A 242-nucleotide genomic window follows, 5' to 3' on the forward strand; every position below is an offset into this window, starting at 1 on the left:
GTTTTTCATAGATCTCTAGAATTTTTTCAACGAATCCAAGACGCTCGCTTGGTGACGTTGTTTTCCATTTTTGAAATGCTTCTTTAGCCGCGTTAATTGCCTTATCGGCATCTTTTGTACTTCCAAGGCTAATGACAGCACAAGCCTCTTCTGTTGATGGATTAATGACGTCAAAGTCGTGAGGAGTGCTTGGATCATCCCATAGACCATTGATATAAAATTTCCGTTTATTAAACATAATT

1 protein-coding gene is annotated in these 242 nt (G+C 38.0%); it reads right to left on the minus strand.

The genetic code is table 11. From position 1 onward, the window contains the following. A partial coding sequence (locus tag ACFIKU_RS10105) for an aldehyde dehydrogenase family protein (protein WP_375657431.1) occupies window positions 1–238 on the minus strand: 238 nt, incomplete at its 3' end. Between the last annotated feature and the right edge of the window lie 4 nt (window positions 239–242).

Origin of the sequence: Bartonella sp. CM120XJJH (assembly GCF_042194715.1) — a bacterium.
GTDB lineage: Bacteria > Pseudomonadota > Alphaproteobacteria > Rhizobiales > Rhizobiaceae > Bartonella.